Origin of the sequence: Pseudorhodobacter sp. MZDSW-24AT (assembly GCF_002794355.1) — a bacterium.
In the GTDB taxonomy this organism is placed as follows: domain Bacteria; phylum Pseudomonadota; class Alphaproteobacteria; order Rhodobacterales; family Rhodobacteraceae; genus Pseudotabrizicola.
On the sequence record NZ_PGOI01000007.1, the window covers coordinates 115,697 to 134,285 of the forward strand.

An 18,589-nucleotide genomic window follows, 5' to 3' on the forward strand; every position below is an offset into this window, starting at 1 on the left:
TCGGGGGGGCAGAACAAGAAAACGACGGCGGAACCTTGCCGGAAACGCGGCGGGATTGCACAATTTTTATACTTATTGTGCGACTTGATTACTTTTTGAGCAAATCAGGTATCCGAATCGTGATCTGCCGCTCTCCACAACCCGCGATATTCCGGCTAGAGTCGCGCAAAAGAAGACGCTTAAACAGTTGGGCAGACAATGGCAGCATCGGGCAATGGTCGGGGGAAACTGACGGCGGACAAGCGCTATGGGGCGCCGAGCACCGCTGCGCGCAAGTCCAGCGCAGGCGGTGGCGGACAGCCGCCGCGCAAGCCAGCCCCCCGCAAGCCCAAGCGTCAGCATGGGCTGATCGTGGGGCTGATCGTGGGCCTGTGGCGGCTGATCTGGCGCGTGCTCTGGGGCATCACCTGGCGCGTGGCGGCGGTGACCGCCATGGTGCTGGGCCTGACCGTGTTCTATTTCTACAGCCAGTTGCCCGCCGTGACCGATTTGCTGGACGGGCGGGCGCGCGGCTCTGTCACCATGCTGGACCGCGAAGGTCAGGTCTTTGCATGGCGCGGCGAGACCTTCGGCGGCCAGATCACCGCCGAGAATGTGTCACGCGATTTGCACAATGCGGTGCTGGCCACCGAAGACCGGCGCTTTTATCAGCATTTCGGGGTGAGCCCGCGCGGCATCGCCGGGGCCATTCGCATCAACCTGAGCCAAGGGCGCGGGCCGCTTTCGGGAAATGGCGGGTCGACGATCACGCAGCAGGTCGCCAAGCTCTTGTGCTTGGGCGTGCCCTACAACCCGGCCGACTGGCCTTCGGAAGCCGCCTATGAGCAGGACTGCCGCAGCGGCGGTGTCTGGCGCAAGATCAAAGAGATCCCCTATGCGATGGCGATGGAGGTCAAATACACCAAGTCGGAAATCCTGACCATCTACCTGAACCGCGCCTATATGGGCGCCGGGGCGCGTGGCTTTGAGGCGGCGGCGCAGCGCTATTTCGGCAAATCGGCCAATCAGGTGGGCCCGGCGGAAGCGGCGATGCTGGCAGGGCTGCTGACCGCGCCCTCGCGCTTTGCCCCCACCAACAACCTGACCCGGTCGCAAGAGCGGGCGGCGGTGGTGATCGGGCTGATGGAAGAACAGGGTTTTCTGACCCGCGAACAGGCGGCAGAGGCACGTGCCAACCCGGCGCGGCTGTCGGCGGCGGCCGAGGCGCGGTCGGGCGGGGCCTTTGCGGATTGGGTGATGGAATCGACGCCCAGCTTCCTGTCTTCGGCGACAACGGAAGACGTGATCATCCGCACCACGCTGGACCAGCGCCTGCAAAAGGCGGCGGAAGAGGCGGTGGCCTTTGTCTTTGACACCAAGGTGAAGGAAGGATCAAAGGCGCAGGCCGCCGTGGTGGTGATGTCGGCCGATGGCGCAGTGCGCGCGATGGTGGGCGGGCGGCATTCGGCAGCGGCGGGCAGTTTCAACCGGGCGACACAGGCCAAGCGACAGACCGGATCGAGCTTCAAGCCTTTTGCCTATGCGGCGGCGATGGATCTGGGCTTTACCCCGGCGGATTACGTGGAAGACACGCCGCTGACCATCAACATTCCCGGATCGGGCGCGTGGACGCCCAAGAATTACGACAACCAGTTCAAGGGCATGATCACGCTGTCTCAGGCGCTGGCGGAGAGCCGCAACATCCCGGCGGTGCGGGTGTCGGAGGCGGTGGGGCGCGATGCCGTGCGCCGCGTGGCCAATGGGTTCGGCATCGTTTCGGCGCTGGCGGATGGGCCTGCGCTGGCGCTCGGGGCGTCTGAATCATCGCTTCTGGAAATGTCAGGGGCCTATGCGGGCATCTTGAACGGGGGCACGGCGGTGACGCCCTATGGCTTGCAGGAGCTGCGGTTGCAGGGCGAGCAGGAGGTGCTGCTGGGTGCCACGGGCGGCTTGGGGCAGCGGGTGATCAGCGAGGATGCGGCGCTTTACCTGACCTATATGATGAACCGGGTGATCGAGAACGGGACCGGCACGCGGGCCAAGATTCCGGGCTGGCAGGCGGCGGGCAAGACGGGCACCACCCAAGCCGCGCGGGACGCGTGGTTTCTGGGCTTTACCGCCGATTATGTCGCGGGGGTCTGGATGGGCAATGACGACAACAGCCCGCTGACCGGGGTGACGGGCGGGGGGTTGCCGGCGGAGATCTGGCGCGAGGTGATGGTGCGGGTCCATGAAGGCGTCCCGCCGCAGCCGCTGCCCATGCTGATCCCCGAGCCGAAGCTGCCGCCGGGGGGCTATGCCTCTTCGCCCAGCGTGATGGCCGACGGGCAGTCGCCTTCGGCGGCGCCGCAGGATTATGCCCCGCCGCCGACCGAGGTGCCGGCGCAGGATGTGATCATCTATGACGGGCCGGTGCCTGACACTTGGGTGAACGAGGGGCCGGTGGAAGGCGATCTGGCCGAGCAGATCCTGCGCGACGTGCTGGGGGGCTTTGGCAACTGAGGGCCGCAGAGGCCCACCGTGTAACACGGTGGGCAAAATGGAATGCCTTTTAGAATCAAGGGGGTAAGGGTGTGGGATTTACCCATCCTTAACCTTTGGAGGGCGTGTTCCGATGGCGGTTGTCGCACAAGGCCGGGCGCGGTTATAGACGTGGGCGGATCTATGGCCCGAGTCAAACCACGCAGGACTGGAGCGCGCGATGCTTACCTTGGCGATCAACCTTGAGCGCAGCACCGATCGGCGGGCGGCATTGGAAGCGCAGTTTGACCGTGTGGGTCGGACCTTCCAGCGCTTTCCGGCCATCGAGCCGCTGGAGGTGGAGACCCACCCGGGGCTTGACGCCCGCCGCTTTCGCAGCCTGCACAATCGCGCCATCCTGAAGGGAGAGTTGGGCTGTGCGCTGAGCCACAAGCGCTGTCTTGAGTTGTTTCTTGACGGTTCCGAGTCGCTGTGTCTGGTCTTTGAAGATGACGTTCGCTTTGACGACAGCACCTTCCCGACCCTTGATGCGACGGTGGAGTGGCTTGCCGCGCATCCCGATGTGCGCTGGCATTGCATCAATCTGTCGAGCGCCTATCGGCGGCGGTTCCGGGACTTGGCAGAGATCAACGGTCGGCGGCTGCGCCGGTCTTGGCAGTTCCCGCTGCTGACCTCGGCCCTGCTGTGGAACCGGGAAGGGGCCGCGGCCTTTCTGGCGCATCTGGAGGCGACGCGCATCCACACCCCGGTGGACAACCAATTGCGCGCGATGCTGAGCCGATCCGGCCTTGGCCTGTCGTTTGACAGGCCGCCCGTCGGGCTGACGCATGTTGAAAGCGTGATCGCACCGGGGACAGGGCCAAGATCCCATGCCACCAGCCTGCGCAATGGCTGGTATGATCTGCGGCGGCGCGTGCCCGTGTATGGCTGGGCGCTGTGGAACAGCTTTCGCGGCTGAGCGGGCAAAGCCCGGTGGTTCGCAGAGCCACCAAACCAAAACGCCGCCCCTTGAGGAGCGGCGTTTGTGGCGGGAGGCTGTGCCGGATCAGGCGCGTTTCAGGTCTTCGATCAGGCCGTTGATGTCTCCCCGGCGGCGGTCGAGCATGGCGCCGATCTCGGTGCGTTCGCTGGCGAGCATGTTCACGCCTTCGATGATGATGTTGAAGAACAGGTCTTTGCCGGAGCGGTCAGAGACGTGCCAGCGCACATCGAAAGGGGCTTGGCCGCGCAGGCGGGCGACCGAGATCACCTCGTAATAGCTTTTGAGCGCGCGGGCGCCCGTCACCTCGATCTGGCCGCCGATGAATTCGCGGAAGCGCGCGCCGTATTTGCGGGCCATATAGCCTTGATAGGCGGCGGTGAAGGCCGAGAGCTGCGCGGGGGAGGCACCACGCGCGGCCGGCCCCAGCGCCGAGCGGGCGATGGCGGGCACATCGGCGTAGCGGGCGAAGATGCGTTCAAAATCGCCATACATGGCGCTGGCGGATTTGCCCGAGTTGATCGTGCTGTTCACATCGGCCACGGCACGGCTGACGAGAGCCCCGGCCTGATCGGCGGTGAGTGCGGCCGCCGAGAGCGGCAACGCCAGAGCGGCGGCACCGCCGACAAGGCCGATGCCAAAGCCGCGGCGCGTGATGATCAGCCTGTCATTCGCCATAGATATCCTCATACGGGTCTACAAAGGCTTCGTCAGCGGCTTCACCGCTGGTCTGCCCCAGTTGGAAACGGCGGTTTTGCAGATAAAGCAGGCGGGCCTGCGCATAACTGTCCGCACTGTCATATAGAACAGAGTCAATGGTTTCGGAATAGCGGCCGCGATCACCAACGCTTGATAGCACGCTGGCGGCGGTGGGAATGTTGCGCTCGGGGTCGGGGAGCGCATAGCGCAGCGGGTTGAGGCCGAGATCGACCACGCGGCCCATCAGATCACGTTCGGTGGAGGGGCCAAGGAAAGGCACCTCGACATAATTGCCCTCGCCCGCGCCCCAGACATGCAGGGTTTCGCCGAAATCGGTGCGTTTGCCTTGCAGCCCGATGGCGGTGGCCGGATCGAAGAGGCCGCCGATGCCGACGGTGGTGTTGAGCGCAAAGCGCAAGGTGTTTTGCAGCGCGAACTGCGGGCGGCCTTGCAGAAGGGAGTTCACCACATCGCTGGGGGCATCAAGGTTTTGCGCGAAATTGCTGACGCCTTGGGCGATCGGGCCGGGGGTGTTTTCGTAATAGGCATTGCCCGCCGGGCGCAGGATCGCGCGGTCGATGCTGCGGTTGAAGGCGTGGATCTGGCGGTTGTTGGCTTCGAGCGGGTCGGTGATGCCGCTGGGCGCGGGCGCGGTGGCGCAGGCGCCGAGCAAAGCAAGCGCGGCAAGGCCGAAGGCGGCGCGGGGCAAGGACGGGAAAGAGGCTGGGTGCATCGGGGTCTGGGCCATTTTTTCTGCCCGCGCGGGGCGGCTGTCATATCCTGTTGTGAAAGGGTGATATAGGCCGGAGGACCGGATGACAACGCGTGCAGGACCGTGCGGGCCGCTTTGGGCGGGATTGTGATGGAGGGCGCGCCGAAAAGTTGTTCTGCGACACAAGCTTTTCCGCGCGGCCGGGTCGGCTGGCCTTGAAGCTGGGGGGCGGGGCGGCTAGCGTGCGGCAAAATGATGCGGAGGATACCAGATGTCGAAGATTGAATCGCGGTTGGCCGAGCTGGGGGTGACCCTGCCCGACGCCCCTGCCCCGGCGGCCAATTATGTGCCTTGGGTGATCAGCGGCACGCAGGTCTTCATCTCGGGGCAGATCAGCCAAGGGCCGGACGGGTTGATCAAGGGCAAGCTTGGCACCGATCTGAGCGTGGAAGAAGGCGCGGCGGCGGCCAAGGCCTGCGCGATTTCCCTGCTGGCGCAGGTGAAAGCGGCCACGGGCGGCGACATCGACCGGGTGGTGCGTCTGGTCAAGCTGGTGGGCTTTGTGAATTCGGGGCCCGATTTCGTGGATCAGCCCAAGGTGATCAACGGGGCATCGGATTTCATGGTGGCGGTGCTGGGCGATGCCGGGCGGCATGCGCGTTCGGCGGTGTCGGCGGCGTCTTTGCCGTTTGGCGTGGCGGTGGAGATTGAAGCGGTGTTTGAAATTGCCTGAGATGCCGCGCCCTGCCCTTGCCCCCGCCTTCCTGCGGATTCCGGTGACGCATCGCGCCTTGCATGACAAGGCGCAAGGGCGGATTGAAAACAGCCCCGCCGCGATCCGCGCGGCGGTGGCGGCAGGCTATGGAATCGAAGTGGATGTGCAGCTGTCGGCCGATGGCGTTGCGATGGTGTTTCACGACGAAACGCTGGAGCGGCTGACGGCAGAGCGCGGGCCGATATCGGCGCGGCGGGCGGCAGAGCTGGGGCAGATCAGCCTGAGCGGCGGCACCGACACCATTCCGACGCTGGAGGCGGTTCTGGCGATGGTGGCCGGGCGGGTGCCTTTGCTGATCGAGATCAAGGATCAGACCGGCGTGATGGGGCCGACCGATGGTCGGCTGGAATCTGCGGTGGCGCAGGCCTTGGTGGGCTATGCCGGGGATGTGGCGGTGATGTCCTTCAACCCCTATGCGGTGGAGCACATGGCGCAGCTGGCCCCGGATGTGGCGCGCGGGCTGACGACCTCGAGCTTTGATCCGGCGGATTGGGCGCCGGTGCCGGCAGAGGTGTGCGCGCGGCTGCGCGAGATCCCGGATTTTGACCGGGTGGGGGCGTCGTTCATCAGCCATCAGGGCAATGACCTGACGCGGCCCCGGGTGCTGGAGTTGCGCGCAAGCGGGGTGCCGGTGCTGTGCTGGACGATCCGCTCGCCCGATCAGGAGGCATTGGCGCGGCAGATTGCGGCGAATGTGACCTTTGAAGGCTATCTGAGCGCGATCCCGGCTTGAAAAACGCGGGCGGGGGCACAGTCTTTGGGCGGGGCGCGTGCCCGCGATGACAGAGCCGATGACCGAGATCACCCTGCACCAAAGCCTGAGCGAGATTGACGCCACCGCATGGGATGCGGTGGCGGCACCGGAACAAGCCGACGGGCGGCCGCTGGACCCGTTCACCACCTATCGTTTCCTGCATGCGCTGGAGGCCTCGGGCTCGACCGGGGCGGGCAGCGGGTGGAGCGCGCATCCTTTGGTGCTGCGCGAAGACGGGCGGCTGGTGGCGGCGGTGCCGATGTATGCCAAGGGCCATTCGCAGGGCGAGTATATCTTCGACCACGGCTGGGCACAGGCCTATGAGCGCGCAGGCGGGCGCTATTACCCCAAGTTGCAGATCGCGGTGCCCTTTACCCCGGCGACGGGGCGGCGGTTTCTGGGCGATCCCGCGCATCGCCCGCTGTTGCTGGGGGCGGCGATTTCGGTGGCGGCCAAGAACCGGCTGTCGTCGCTGCATGTCACCTTTTGCACCGCAGAGGAGGCCGAGGCGCTGGCCGGGGTTGAGGGCGTGCTGCATAGGGTGACGCAGCAATTCCACTTTGAAAACAACGGCTATTCCAGCTTTGACGATTTTCTGGCGCAGCTGTCGAGCCGCAAGCGCAAGATGATCCGCAAAGAGCGCGAGACGGCGCGGGCGGCGGGTCTGACGATCCGGGCGCTGACCGGCGATGCGATCGAGCCTGCGCATTGGGATGCATTCTGGCAGTTTTACCAAGACACCGGCGCGCGCAAATGGGGCACGCCTTACCTGACGCGCAAGGCCTTTACCCTTTTGCATGAGACGATGCGCGACGACATGCTCTTGGTGCTGGCCTTTGATGGCGCGCGGCCCGTGGCGGGGGCGTTGAACTTTATCGGGCGCGACACGCTGTTTGGCCGCTATTGGGGCTGTGTGGAAGATCACCCCTGCCTGCATTTCGAGCTGTGCTATTATCAGGCGATGGACTGGGCGATTGCCCATGGCTTGACGCGGGTGGAGGCGGGCGCGCAAGGCGAGCACAAGCTGGCGCGCGGCTATCTGCCCAGCCCGGTGCATTCGCTCCATTGGATCGCCGATGCGGGATTCCGGGACGCGGTGGCGCGCTACCTGCGCGAGGAACGCGCGGCGGTGGATGAAGAGATCGAGGTGCTGACGCAATATGGCCCGTTCCGGCGCGTGCAGTCCGAGGACTGACAGCGGCGCGGGCGCGAAGAAGGGGGACGCGGATGACAGGCGAGACCAAGCTGGAACGCGCGGCGCTGCTGCCGCTGTTTGCCACCGGGTGGAAGCTGGATGCGGGGGGCGCAGGCATCGAAAAGGTGTTCCTGTTCAAGGATTTCACCCAAGCCTTCGCCTTCATGACCGCTGTGGCCGCCGAGGCCGAGGATCTGAACCACCATCCCGAATGGTCGAATGTCTATCGTACGGTGCGGGTGCGGCTGACCACGCATGACGCGGGCGGGTTGACGGCGCTGGACGCCGAACTGGCGCGGCGGATGGACCGGGCGGCAGGCTATCAAGGATAAGGCGCCCCACCCTGCGACAGGGTGGGGCGCTGCGTGTCAGATCGCGGCCAGAAGCGCTTCGCCGCCCGAGATTTCGCAGGTGCCCGGCGACTCTTCGAGGTGCAGTTGGGTGACGGTGCCGTCTTCGGCGTAAAGCGCATAGCGTTTGGAGCGCGCCAGCAGGCCTGCGGGGGCGGCGGTGAAATCAAGCCCCATCGCCTTGGTGAAGCTGCCATCGGCATCGGCGAGCATGGTGACTCCGGCGGCGGTGGCCCCGGTGGCTTCGCCCCAGGCCTTCATCACGAAGGGATCGTTGACCGAGACGCAGATGATTTCGTCCACGCCCTTGGCGGTGAACTGGTCTTTGGTGCGGATGAAGCTGGGAACATGGGCCGAGTGGCAGGTGGGGGTAAAGGCGCCCGGCACGGCAAAGAGCACGATCTTGCGGCCTTTGGCCAAGGCGTGCAGCGACACCTGTTCCGGGCCCTTGTCGCCCAGCTTGATCAGGTTGGCTTCTGGCAGCGTGTCGCCGGTGGAAATCGTCATGGATCTGTCCCTCTCGCGTTGCGTTCCGACTGCGGCCAGATATAGGGTCCGCCCGGTTGGGCGACCAGAGGAATATGGCGATGCGGGTGGTGATCATCGGGGCGGGACAGGCCGGGGCGGCGCTGGCGGCCAAGCTGCGCAGTCTGGGGCATCAAGGGCCGCTGGTGGTGATCGGCGACGAGCCGGCACCGCCCTATCAGCGGCCGCCTTTGTCCAAGGCCTATCTGATGGGCGAGATGGGGCCTGAACGGTTGTGGCTGCGCGGGCCGGACTTCTGGGCGGAGCAGCAGGTGGAGTTGCGGCTGGGCGCGCCGGTGACGGGGCTGGATCTGGGCGCGCGCCACGTGCGGGTGGGGGGCGAGGCGCTGCCCTATGACGCGCTGGCGCTGACCACCGGGGCGGCGCCCCGGCGGCTTCCGGCGGCGGTGGGCGGCGATCTGGGCGGGGTCTATACCGTGCGCACGCTGGCCGATGTCGACCGGATGCGGCCCGAGTTCGTGCCGGGCGCCCGGGTGGTGATCGTGGGCGGCGGCTATATCGGGCTGGAAGCGGCGGCGGTGGCGTCAAAGCTGGGGCTGGAGGTCACGGTGATCGAGGCGGCGCCACGCATCTTGCAACGGGTGGCCAGCCCCGAGACGGCGGCGCATATCCGCGCCTTGCACGCGCGCCACGGGGTGCAGGTGATCGAAGGCGTGGCGCTGGACCGGCTGGTGGGCGACGCACGCGTGACGGCGGCGGTGATGGCCGACGGGCGCGAGCTCGCGGCGGATTTCGTGATCGTCGGCGTGGGCGTCACGCCCAACACAGCGCTGGCGGCGATGGCGGGCCTGACGCTCGACAACGGGATTGCGACCGACACCTATGGCCGCACTTCGGCCCCCGGGGTTTGGGCGGCGGGGGATTGCGCGTCCTTCCCTTGGCGCGGCGGGCGCCTGCGGCTGGAATCGGTCGGCAATGCGATTGATCAGGCCGAGGTGGTGGCGGCCAATATGCTGGGGGCCGCGCTGGCCTATGAGGCGCGGCCATGGTTCTGGTCGGATCAGTATGAGTGCAAGCTTCAGATCGCCGGGCTGAACACCGGCTATGACCGGGTGATCACGCGGCCCGGCGAAGGCGACGCGGTGTCGTTCTGGTATTACCGGGGGGCCGAGCTGCTGGCACTGGACGCGATGAGCGATGCGCGCGCCTATATGGTGGGCAAGCGGTTGATCGAGGCCGGGAAATCCCCCGACCCCCGTCTGGTGGCCGACCCTGCGACCGATCTCAAGGCGCTGTTGCGATGAGGATCATCGGCGGGCGGGCGCGGGGCCTGCACCTCACTCCGCTGGGCGCGGGCGATGCGGCGGCCCATCTGCGCCCCACCTCTGACCGGGTGCGCGAGGCGATCTTCAACCTGCTGATCAATGGCGGCCATGGCCAGCCGGTCCAAGGCGCGCGGGTGCTGGATCTGTTTGCCGGCACCGGCGCCTTGGGGCTGGAGGCGCTGTCGCGCGGCGCGGCCAGCGCCTGTTTCATCGAGGAGGGCAAGGTGGCGCTGGCGCTGCTCAAGCGCAACATCGGGCTGATGCGGGCGGAGGCGCAGGCACAGGTGCTGCGCCGCGACGCCACCCGCCCGGGCGCGGCGGCGGCGGCTTTCGATCTGGTGTTTCTGGATCCGCCCTATGGCAAGGGTCTGGGCGAAAAGGCCCTTGCCGCCTGCCGCGCGGGCGGCTGGCTGGCCCCCGGCGCGCTGATCGTCTGGGAAGAGGGCAGCCCGCCCTTGCCCCCCGCCGGGCTGGACCTTGTCGACCAGCGCCGCTATGGCGACACCCATGTAACCTTGCTCAGGATGCCGGAATGACCCCCAAAGCCGTGATTTTCGATTGTGATGGGGTGGTGGTCGACAGCGAAGAGATGACCTTCGTCCTGTTGGCCGAGGATTTCGCCCGCCATGGGCTGCACCTTTCGGTCGACACCATCGCGCGCGATTTCATTGGCGGCACCATGCGCGATCTGGCCTTGCGCGCGCGGGCGGCAGGGGCGGATTTGCCCGAGGATTGGGTCGAGACCTTTTACGAAACGCTTTACACCCATCTTGCCGCGGGCACCCCGCTGATCCCCGGCATTCTGGAGGTGCTCGACGCGCTTGACGCGGCGGGGATCCCCTTTGCGATGGGCTCGAACGGGTCGGACCGCAAGATGCAGATCACCTTGGGCCAGCATCCGGGGCTGCTCGCGCGGTTCCGTGGCCACCTCTATTCCGGGCAAACGCTGGGCGCGCCCAAGCCCGCGCCCGATCTTTACCTGCACGCGGCCCGCGCGCTGGGCGTGGCCCCGGCCGATTGCGTGGTGATCGAGGACAGCCCGACGGGCGCGCGCGCGGCGCGCGCCGCAGGCATGCGCTGTCTGGGCTACGCCGCGCATACCCCGGCCGAGCGGCTGGTGGCGGTGGGGGCCGAGCCTTTCACCGACATGGCCGCCTTGCCCGGCCTCATCGGCCTGCGCTGACCCCACCCGTCATCTGTTTCCAAATATCCCCCGCGCGGAGCGCAGCCTCCGAGCGGGTTGCGGCTTTGCCGCAGACGTGAGAAAAAACAGCGCGCGCGTCAGCGCGCACCATATTCTTAAAAACCCTTTTAATCCGCCGTGCGCAGCACTTGGGCAGGCCGGGCCGACAGTGGGCGCAAGGCGAAGGCAAGCCCGGCGGCCAGCGTGGCCAGCACCCCGCCGATCACGATGGCCAAGGCCGAGACGGGTTCAAAGCGGTAGCTGCTGTCCATCACGAAATGCATCACCGCCCAGCCTGCAAGCCCGCCGGCCACGATCGCCACCCCTCCGGCGGCGGCCCCCATCAGCCCTGCGCGCAAGGCAAAGCTGGCCAGAATGCGCCCGCGGGTGGCGCCCAGCGTTTTGAGCACCGCGGCCTCATAGACCCGCGCCCGCTCCCCTGCCGCTGCTGCGCCGATCAGCACCACAAAGCCGGTGAGCAGCGTGGCCGCCGCCGCCCAAGCGGTGGCGGTAGCGATGGCGCCCAGCGCCTCGGTCACGCGGTCGATGGCGTCTTTCACGCGCACGGCGGTGATGTTGGGATAGGCACGCGACAGGTCGCGCAGGATGGCGGCCTCGGCCTCGGGCTCGGCATAGACGGTGGCGATATGCGTGTGCGGCGCCCCGGCGAGGGCCGCCGGGTTCAGCGTCATCACAAAGCCCATCCCGGCGCTGGAGAAATCCACCTGCCGGAAGCTGGTGATGGTGGCGGTGATCTCGCGCCCCAGGATGTTGGTGGTGATGGTGTCGCCCAGCTTCAGCCCCATCTCGGCGGCCTCTTCGGCGGCAAAGCTGATCTGCGGCGCGCCCGTGTAATCGGCGGGCCACCATTCGCCGGCGGTCACCGTGGTGGTCTCCGACGGGGTGGCCGCATAGGTGACGCCACGGTCGCCGCGCACCACCCAATGCTCGCCCGCCACCTCACGCGCGGGGCGGCCGTTGATCTGGGTCACCACCCCGCGCAGCATCGGGGCGCTTTCCACCCGGCTGACCGCCGGATCGGTGTTCACCCGCTCCAGAAAGCCATCGATCTGATCCGGCTGGATGTCGACAAAGAAATAGGAGGGCGCGCGGTCAGGCAGATCCTGCGCGATGGACAAACGCAGGTTGGATTCGATCTGCCCCACCGCCGCCAGCACCGACAGGCCAAGGCCCAGCGAGAGCACCACGCTGGTCGCCTCGGCCCGCGGCCCGCCGATGGCGGCCAGCGCAAGGCGCAGGCCCACGCGCCCCCGGGTGAGCCCGGTGCGCGCCAGCCGATGCGCCGCGTGACGCAGGCCCCAGGCCGATGCGGCCAGCACGGCCAGCGCCCCGGCGATGCCCGCAGCCGAGCCCAGCGCCAGTTCCGGCACGCCGGAAAACCACACCGCGCCCAGCACCAGCAGCAGCAAAAGCGCCGCCACGCCCAGCGCGGCAGGCCAGCCCGCCCAGCCATCGCGCCCTGCCCCGCGATAGAGCGCCGCCGCCCGCAGGTTGCGGGTGCGCGCCAGCGGCCAGAGCGTGAAGACAAAGGCGGTGGTCAGGCCATAGAAGGCCGCCTCCAGCAGGGGCAGCGGATAGGGCCGGAAGATCACCGGCAAAGGCAAGGAGGCCGAGATCACCGGCGCCAGTGCCATCGGAATCAGCGTGCCCATCAGCAGCCCCAGCGCCACGCCAAAACCCGCCAGCACGGCGATCTGCATAAGGTAGATGCGAAAGATCATGCGCCCTTCGGCACCCAGCGTTTTCAGCGTGGCAATGGTCGCCACCTTGCCATCCAGATAGGCACGCACGGCAGAAGACACCCCCACCCCGCCCACGGCCAGACCCGCCAGCCCCACAAGGATGAGGAAAGATCCCATGCGTTCGACAAACCGCTCCACCCCCGGGGTGGCGCGGCGGCTGTCTTGCCAGCGCACGCCGTTTTCGCGGTAAAGCGCCTCGGTCTGTTCTTCCAGCGCGGCTAGGTCGCTGCCCGGCGGCAGGGTCATGCGGTATTCGGTTTCATAAAGCGACCCCGGCCCGATCAGGCCCGACTGCGCCAGATCGGCCGTAAGCACCATGGTGCGCGGGCCAAGGGTAAAGCCTTGGGTGGCGGAATCGGGTTCGCGCAGCAGCACGGCGCCCAAGTGAAACTCCTGCACGCCCAGACGGAAGGTTTCACCCGGGGTGAGGCCAAGCCGGTCGACCAGCACCCGGTCCATCACAGCGCCGGGCAGGCCGTTCACCGGGGCAAAGGCCTGCGCCAGCGGGATGTCGGGTTCCAGCGCCACCTCGCCCAACAGGGGGTAGGCCGCATCCACCGCCTTGATCTGGGTCAGCGCGGTGTCATCGCCGCGCACGGCCATCGAGCGGAAATCCACCACTTCGGACAGGCCGGTGGAGATGCTTTCCATATAGGCGCGCTCGGCCTCGTCGGCGAAGCGATAGGTGAATTCCATCTGCGCATCGCCGCCCAGCAGCACCGAGCCCTGATCGCGCAAACCCGCCTCGATGGCGGCGCGGACCATGCCGACCGAGGCAATGGCCATCACCCCCAGCGCAAGGCAGGCCAGAAAGATGCGAAAGCCGCGCAGGCCGCCGCGCAATTCGCGCCGCGCCAGACGCCAGGCCAAAGGCCACCCAGCCAGCCCGCTCATTCGGCGGCCGCCTTCATATGGCTGTCATCGGTGATGCGGCCATCGGCCAGACGCACCACCCTGTCGCAACGCGCCGCCAGCTCGGGCGCATGGGTCACAAGCACCAGCGTGGCGCCATGACGGTCGCGCAGGCCAAAGAGCATGTCCATGATCGCGGTGCCGTTGACCCCATCCAGATTGCCCGTCGGCTCATCCGCCAACAGGATCGCCGGGCGGGGCGCTGCGGCGCGGGCCAGCGCCACGCGCTGCTGCTCGCCCCCCGAGAGTTGCTTGGGGTAATGATCCAGCCGCGACCCAAGGCCCACGCTGCGCAATTCCTCGGCCGCGCGGTCAAAGGCATCGGCCACCCCCGCGAGTTCCAGTGGCACGGCCACGTTTTCCAGCGCGGTCATGGTGGGGATCAGGTGGAAAGACTGGAACACCACCCCCATATTGCTTCTGCGAAAGCGCGCGAGGGCATCTTCGTCCAAGGCGGTCAGGTCCGACCCCAGCGCCAGAACAGACCCGGATGTGGCGCGTTCCAGCCCGCCCATCAGCATAAGGAGCGATGACTTGCCAGACCCGGACGGACCGATCAGCCCCAATGTCTCGCCTTGCGCGACGTTCAGGGTGATGCCCTTCAAAATCTCGACCGGCCCAGCATTGCCTGCCAATGTCAGCGTCGCATCCTTCAACGCCAGAACGGTCTGAACCATGATCTTATCCTTTATGCTGTCCCGAGTTGGATATGGCGCATCGCGCGCGATCCGCAACCTAGGCCTCACGCTGGCGTTATCCTTTTCCGTCGCGGGCGCGGCAAATGCCCAAGGCGTGACCGTTTTTGCCTTGGGAGACAGCCTGACGGCAGGCTATGGCCTGCCCGAACCCGAAGGGCTGGTGCCCCAGCTGAACGCTTGGCTGGCGGATCAGGGGGCCGAGGTGACGGTGCTGAACGGCGGCGTGTCGGGGGACACTTCGGCGGGCGGGCTGTCGCGGCTGGCGTGGAGCCTGACGCCCGAGGTGGATGCGCTGATCGTCACGCTGGGCGGCAATGATCTCTTGCGCGGCCTGCAACCCGGCGTCACCCGCAGCAATATCGAGGCCATCCTGAAAGAGGCGCAGGCGCGCGACCTGCCGGTGCTGTTGATCGGGATGGAAGCGCCGGGGAACTTCGGACCCGCCTACAAGACCGCCTTTGATGGTCTTTATCCCGAGCTTGCCGCACAATATGAGGCGCTGCTGATCGACAGCTATTTCGGGCTGATCGACCCCAAGGCCAGCGACCCCGGCCAGATCGCGCAATATATGCAGGCGGATGGCATCCACCCCAATGCCCAAGGCGTGCAGCGCGCGGTGGAAAGCCTTGGCCCGCGCGTGCTTGAGCTTGTCGCGCAGATCGACTGAGTGCGCGCGACCGATGGGGTTTGCACCTTTCTGAAATACTCCCGCGCGGAGCGCATCCGACAGCGGGTCCGGGTGCGCCGCCCGCGGTGAGGCGCGCGCTTGGGGGCGCGCTTTGCGACGCAACATTGTATCCGGCACAGGACGGGGCTTGATGCAGGCGCGGGGACGGGTCATTCCTGCCCTGCCCCGTTTTCGCCCTGCCCCGTTTTTCCCTGCCCGCCCTGAGGTTCGCGCATGACCCTGCTCGCCGATCTGACCGCCCTTCTGGGCCCTGCCCATGTGCTGACCGGAGCCGATGTCGCGCGGTTTGCGCAGGACTGGACCGGGAAATACGCGGGCGCGCCGCTGGCGGTGGTGCGGCCCGCCAGCACCGAAGAGGTGGCGGCCTGTCTGCGGATCGCCGCGCGCCATGGCGTAGCGGTGGTGCCGGTGTCGGGTAACACCGGGCTGGTGGGGGGCACCCATACCACGGCGGGGGTGATGATCAGTCTGGAGCGGATGAACCGCATCCGCGATCTGAACCCGGTCGCGCGCACCGCCACGGTCGAGGCCGGGGTGATCCTGTCCACCTTGCATGATGCGGCGGCGGCGCAGGGGCTTTACTTTCCGCTGTGGTTTGGCGCGCGCGGCTCGGCCATGATCGGCGGGGTGCTGTCCACCAATGCGGGCGGGTCCAATGTGCTGCGCTATGGCTCCACCCGCGCGCTTTGCCTTGGGCTGGAGGTGGTGCTGGCCGATGGGCGGGTGCTGAACCTGATGAGCGCGCTGCACAAGGACAATTCCGGCTATGCCTTGCGCGATCTGTTCATCGGGGCCGAAGGCACGCTGGGCATCATCACGGCGGCGGTGATGAAGCTGGTGCCTGCCCCGCGCGCCCATGCCACCGCCACGCTGGCGCTGCGCGATCTGCGGGCGGCGCCGCGGCTTTTGAACCGGCTGCAAGAGGCTTCGGGCGGCTTGGTGGAGGCCTTCGAGTTCATGCCTGCCAGCTATTCCCGCCGTCTGGCGGACGTGCGCCCCGATCTGGGCCAGCCTTTTGCCGAGATCGCGGAGGTGACGATCCTGACGGAACTGGCCGCGACGGCGCCGGCGCTGTGCGCGGTGGGCGAGGATGGCACGGTGCCCTTGGCCGGGGTGTTGGAGCGCACAGTGGCCGCGCTGATGGAAGAGGGCGTGATCCTGGATGCCATCGTGGCGCAAAGCGAGGCGCAGCGGCGCGCGATGTGGGCGCGGCGCGAGGCGGCGGCGGAGATCACCTTTGCCAAGCGGCCGTTCGTCGACACCGATATCGCGGTGCCGCTCGACCGGGCGGCGGATTTTCTGGACGCGATCCACGCCCGCCTGCAGGCGGTGCCACAGGCAGCCGAGACGCTGACGGTGGCGCATCTGGGCGATGGCAATCTGCATTTCACGGTGTTCCCCGCCGACGGGTCTGACGCCACCTATGACCGGGTGATCACCCTGATCGAGGATGTGGTGGCGGAATTGGGCGGCAGTTTCTCGGCCGAGCATGGGGTGGGGCTGTCGAAACGGGCGTCGATGGCGCGGCGCAAGGACCCGGTGGCGCTGGCGGTGATGCGCAGCGTCAAGGCCGCGCTGGACCCTGACGGGCGGATGAACCCCGGCAAGGTGCTGCCGCCCGCCGGGGATGCGGCACCATGACCGCGCTGCACACGGTTTTTGCCACGCCGGTGTTTCGGATGCTGGCCGGGGTGATCGGGCTTTTGGGGCTGATCAATGCGTCGCTTTACCCTTATCAATCCTTGATCGGGATCGAGGTTCTGGGCCTGTCCGAGCCGCTGTTCGCGCTGGTGCTGGTGCTGGCCTCGGCGGTGGCGGTGACGACTTCAGTGCTTTTGGGCATCTTGTCGGACCAGAAGGCGAACCGGCGGCGGCTGGCGCTGATCACGGCGCTGATCGGGACGGCGGGCGCGGCGCTGATGGTGTTTGCGCCCGGCAAGCTGAGCTTTGTGCTGACCCACGGGATCTTGCTGCCCATCGCTTCGTCCATCTTCGGGCAGGCTTTCGCGCTCAACCGCTTGGCCACGCAGGCCTTGCCCGCGCAGCGCGAAGGGATTCAGGCCACCGTGCGGGCGGCGATGTCGGTGACCTTTCTGATGATGCTGGTGTTCTGGACCTTGGCCTTTGGTGCCGGGGCCGATGTGATGTGGACCTATGCCACCGGGGGCATGGCGAGCGTGGCGCTTTTGGCGCTGATCTGGGCCTGTTGGCCGCGCGACGGGCAGACGCAGTGGCAGGATCAGCCTTCGGGCCTGCGGCTGGGCGCGGCCTTGGCGCAACTGGCGCGGCCTGAGGTGGCCTTGCGGCTCTTGTGCCTTGGGGCCGTCACGTCATCGGGGGTGCTGTATATGATCCTTGCCGCCTTGGTGTTTTCCGAAACGCCGGGGCGCAGTGCGGCGGATACCGCGCTTTATGTCGGCATGGTGGCCGGGTGGGAGGTGCCCTTCATGCTGCTGCTGCCGCGCTATCTGTCGCATATCCCGCGCCCGACGCTGATCTTCTGGGGCACGGTGCTTTATGTAAGCCATCTGATCGCGCTGCCGTTTCTGGCGGATACGGTGTGGATCTGGGCGATGACGCTGCCTGCGGGCTTGGGCGGGGTGGCGATGCTGATTCTGCCGATTTCCTATTATCAAGATCTGATGGTCGGACGCCCCGGCACGGCGGCATCGATGCTCGCCTTGCAAAAGCTGGTGGCCGATGTGATGGCGGCCTTGGCCTTCAGCGCCGGGGTGGCGATTGGCGGCTATGCGCTGACGGCGGTGCTGGGCGGCGGCATTGCGGTGCTGGGCGCGCTGGGGCTGTGGCTGGCCGACCGGGGCCGCGTCACTGTGGGCGTGTGAAGTCGCGCAGATAGGCCAGCGTGGGCGGGATGGCCTGCACATCGCGCGAGGGTTTGGCAAGCCGCGCCACCCCGCGCGCCAGAAGCGCGATGGGGGCAAGGAGCCGGGTGAGCCGGTGCAGCGCCTGCCACAGGCCTTGGGGGGCTGCGCTGCGATAGGCGGTGAGCGCGGCATCTAGCTCGGGGCCGGGCGCGGTGTTGTGATCGGTGGCAAACCAGCTGTGGGTGAAGATCACCAGATCCAGCGCGCGCACCAGCGCGCTGCGCTTGCGGTTGCGGAACCGCTCCAGATCGATCAGGCGCAGTTCGTTGTTCTGCCAGCAGAAATCACGCAAGGCAGGCCGACCGTGCGAAAAGCCCGCGCGGTGCAGACCGGCAAGCGCAAAACCGGCGGCGCGGAAGGCGGCGATGCGGTCTGGCGCGGGATGCGTGGGGTTGCGCATCAGGTTGGCGAGCGTGGGGCCCAGATCGGGGAGCAGGAGGTAATCGGGACCTTCGGCCAGAACCTCGGGCACCGGGACGCCGCGCGCATGCAACAGCCGCAGCGCCTCGCGTTCGGCGACGAAGGCCGAGCGCCCGCTGCCCTTTTGCAGCCGCATCCGTCCGGTGGCCTGTTCCACCCGCTTGAGCCAGACCCGCCCGCCGCCCGGAAGCGGCAAAGGCTTGATCCGTTCCACCGGTTGGTCCAGCGCCGTTTGCAGGGCGGTGGCGACGGGTGAGGGCAAAGGAGAAGGGTCGGCATCGGTCATGACGCGACTGTAACAGCGC

At 67.2% G+C, this 18,589-nt stretch carries 18 protein-coding genes; 12 read left to right on the forward strand and 6 right to left on the reverse strand.

Features of this window, described 5'->3' with window-relative positions:
* Window positions 1–198: 198 nt before the first annotated feature.
* Together CUR21_RS06585 and CUR21_RS06590 are read left to right on the forward strand one after the other, a co-directional pair.
* Window positions 199–2,481, forward strand: coding sequence for a transglycosylase domain-containing protein (locus CUR21_RS06585; protein ID WP_100196224.1), 2,283 nt, complete (start codon window positions 199–201; stop codon window positions 2,479–2,481).
* A 199-nt stretch (window positions 2,482–2,680) separates the two neighbouring features.
* A complete protein-coding gene (locus CUR21_RS06590; protein ID WP_100196225.1) occupies window positions 2,681–3,418 on the forward strand; it encodes a glycosyltransferase family 25 protein in 738 nt (245 codons plus the stop codon).
* Window positions 3,419–3,505: 87 nt separating this feature from the next.
* On the opposite strand, the gene CUR21_RS06595 is transcribed toward CUR21_RS06590, so the two are convergent.
* Entirely contained in the window at window positions 3,506–4,117 is a 612-nt protein-coding gene (locus tag CUR21_RS06595; protein ID WP_100196226.1) for a phospholipid-binding protein MlaC, read from the reverse strand.
* A complete protein-coding gene (locus tag CUR21_RS06600; protein WP_232622716.1) occupies window positions 4,107–4,886 on the reverse strand; it encodes a VacJ family lipoprotein in 780 nt (259 codons plus the stop codon). Before CUR21_RS06600 ends, CUR21_RS06595 begins: the two co-directional genes overlap by 11 nt.
* A 235-nt stretch (window positions 4,887–5,121) precedes the next feature.
* On the opposite strand from CUR21_RS06600, the gene CUR21_RS06605 reads away from it, so the two are divergent.
* From CUR21_RS06605 to CUR21_RS06620, 4 genes are read left to right on the forward strand one after another with little or no spacing between them, the layout of a single operon-like run.
* Window positions 5,122–5,583: a RidA family protein gene (locus CUR21_RS06605; RefSeq protein ID WP_100196227.1), complete on the forward strand. Its 462-nt coding sequence runs from the start codon at window positions 5,122–5,124 to the stop codon at window positions 5,581–5,583.
* A 1-nt stretch (window position 5,584) separates the two neighbouring features.
* Entirely contained in the window at window positions 5,585–6,358 is a 774-nt protein-coding gene (locus tag CUR21_RS06610) for a glycerophosphodiester phosphodiesterase family protein (RefSeq protein WP_100196228.1), read from the forward strand.
* Window positions 6,359–6,404: 46 nt separating this feature from the next.
* A complete protein-coding gene (locus CUR21_RS06615; RefSeq protein WP_100196774.1) occupies window positions 6,405–7,574 on the forward strand; it encodes a GNAT family N-acetyltransferase in 1,170 nt (389 codons plus the stop codon).
* A gap of 32 nt (window positions 7,575–7,606) precedes the next feature.
* Window positions 7,607–7,906, forward strand: a complete 300-nt coding sequence (locus CUR21_RS06620; protein WP_100196229.1) for a 4a-hydroxytetrahydrobiopterin dehydratase — start codon at window positions 7,607–7,609, stop codon at window positions 7,904–7,906.
* A gap of 36 nt (window positions 7,907–7,942) precedes the next feature.
* On the opposite strand, the gene CUR21_RS06625 is transcribed toward CUR21_RS06620, so the two are convergent.
* Window positions 7,943–8,431: a peroxiredoxin gene (locus tag CUR21_RS06625; protein ID WP_100196230.1), complete on the reverse strand. Its 489-nt coding sequence runs from the start codon at window positions 8,429–8,431 to the stop codon at window positions 7,943–7,945.
* An 80-nt stretch (window positions 8,432–8,511) separates the two neighbouring features.
* Here CUR21_RS06625 and CUR21_RS06630 point away from each other — a divergent pair, with 80 nt between their 5' ends.
* Genes CUR21_RS06630 through CUR21_RS06640 form a run of 3 tightly spaced genes read left to right on the forward strand, consistent with a single transcriptional unit; the run spans window position 8,512 to window position 10,918 of the window.
* Window positions 8,512–9,714 (forward strand): NAD(P)/FAD-dependent oxidoreductase, encoded by a 1,203-nt coding sequence (locus CUR21_RS06630; protein ID WP_100196775.1) that lies wholly within the window; start codon window positions 8,512–8,514, stop codon window positions 9,712–9,714.
* Window positions 9,711–10,271: a 16S rRNA (guanine(966)-N(2))-methyltransferase RsmD gene (gene rsmD / locus CUR21_RS06635; protein ID WP_100196231.1), complete on the forward strand. Its 561-nt coding sequence runs from the start codon at window positions 9,711–9,713 to the stop codon at window positions 10,269–10,271. The genes CUR21_RS06630 and rsmD overlap by 4 nt, the downstream gene beginning before the upstream one ends.
* The gene (locus tag CUR21_RS06640; protein WP_100196232.1) at window positions 10,268–10,918 is read left to right on the forward strand and encodes an HAD family phosphatase; all 651 of its coding nucleotides are present in this window, start codon (window positions 10,268–10,270) and stop codon (window positions 10,916–10,918) included. Before rsmD ends, CUR21_RS06640 begins: the two co-directional genes overlap by 4 nt.
* 128 nt (window positions 10,919–11,046) lie before the next feature.
* On the opposite strand, the gene CUR21_RS06645 is transcribed toward CUR21_RS06640, so the two are convergent.
* Together CUR21_RS06645 and CUR21_RS06650 are read right to left on the reverse strand one after the other, a co-directional pair.
* Complete coding sequence (locus CUR21_RS06645; protein ID WP_100196233.1) at window positions 11,047–13,575, reverse strand: ABC transporter permease; 2,529 nt, start codon at window positions 13,573–13,575, stop codon at window positions 11,047–11,049.
* Entirely contained in the window at window positions 13,572–14,270 is a 699-nt protein-coding gene (locus CUR21_RS06650) for an ABC transporter ATP-binding protein (protein ID WP_100196234.1), read from the reverse strand. Before CUR21_RS06650 ends, CUR21_RS06645 begins: the two co-directional genes overlap by 4 nt.
* Before the next feature lie 13 nt (window positions 14,271–14,283).
* Here CUR21_RS06650 and CUR21_RS06655 point away from each other — a divergent pair, with 13 nt between their 5' ends.
* From CUR21_RS06655 to CUR21_RS06665, 3 genes are all read left to right on the forward strand, one after another.
* Entirely contained in the window at window positions 14,284–14,958 is a 675-nt protein-coding gene (locus CUR21_RS06655) for an arylesterase (protein ID WP_369802515.1), read from the forward strand.
* Window positions 14,959–15,192: 234 nt separating this feature from the next.
* Entirely contained in the window at window positions 15,193–16,620 is a 1,428-nt protein-coding gene (locus CUR21_RS06660; protein WP_100196236.1) for an FAD-binding oxidoreductase, read from the forward strand.
* Window positions 16,617–17,822 (forward strand): hypothetical protein, encoded by a 1,206-nt coding sequence (locus CUR21_RS06665; RefSeq protein WP_100196237.1) that lies wholly within the window; start codon window positions 16,617–16,619, stop codon window positions 17,820–17,822. The genes CUR21_RS06660 and CUR21_RS06665 overlap by 4 nt, the downstream gene beginning before the upstream one ends.
* Here CUR21_RS06665 and CUR21_RS06670 read toward each other — a convergent pair.
* The gene (locus CUR21_RS06670; RefSeq protein WP_100196238.1) at window positions 17,806–18,570 is read right to left on the reverse strand and encodes a phosphotransferase; all 765 of its coding nucleotides are present in this window, start codon (window positions 18,568–18,570) and stop codon (window positions 17,806–17,808) included. The genes CUR21_RS06665 and CUR21_RS06670 overlap by 17 nt on opposite strands.
* Between the last annotated feature and the right edge of the window lie 19 nt (window positions 18,571–18,589).